Source organism: Rhodococcus sp. T2V, from assembly GCF_029269925.1.
Lineage (GTDB): Bacteria > Actinomycetota > Actinomycetes > Mycobacteriales > Mycobacteriaceae > Rhodococcus_F > Rhodococcus_F koreensis.
The window spans coordinates 1-516 of sequence record NZ_JARJBD010000383.1; the positions used below are offsets into that span (position 1 = coordinate 1).

A 516-nucleotide genomic window follows, 5' to 3' on the forward strand; every position below is an offset into this window, starting at 1 on the left:
TCCCGATGTTGTCCGGCACCGTCCGCGCCAGATTGATGTTGTGCGACACGATCAGAATCGTCGCATCGATCTCCGCGTTGATATCGATCAACGTCTGCGAAATGTACGTGGTGCGCACCGGATCCAGACCCGAGTCCGGCTCGTCGACCAAGATGATCTGCGGATCCAGCACCAGCGCCCGCGCCAGCCCGGCCCGCTTGCGCATACCACCGGAAATCTCGCCCGGCAGCTTGTCCTCGGCCCCGAGCAGGCCGACCAGTTCCATCTTCTCCATCACGATCTTGCGGATCTCGGACTCGGACTTCTTCGTGTGCTCGCGCAACGGGAACGCCACGTTGTCGAACAGGTTCATCGACCCGAACAGCGCACCGTCCTGGAACAGCACCCCGAACAACTTCCGGATCTCGTACAACTCCTTCGACGAGCACTCCAGAATGTTGGTGCCGTCGATCACGATCGACCCCTGCTCCGGGCGGAGCAGACCGATCAGCGACTTCAGGAACACCGACTTACCCG

The 516-nt window shown here is 61.2% G+C and carries 1 protein-coding gene; it reads right to left on the reverse strand.

Features of this window, described 5'->3' with window-relative positions; translation table 11 throughout:
• Positions 1-516, reverse strand: a 516-nt coding sequence (locus P3H15_RS54490; protein ID WP_276144899.1) for an ABC transporter ATP-binding protein, incomplete at both ends; no start/stop codon positions are given.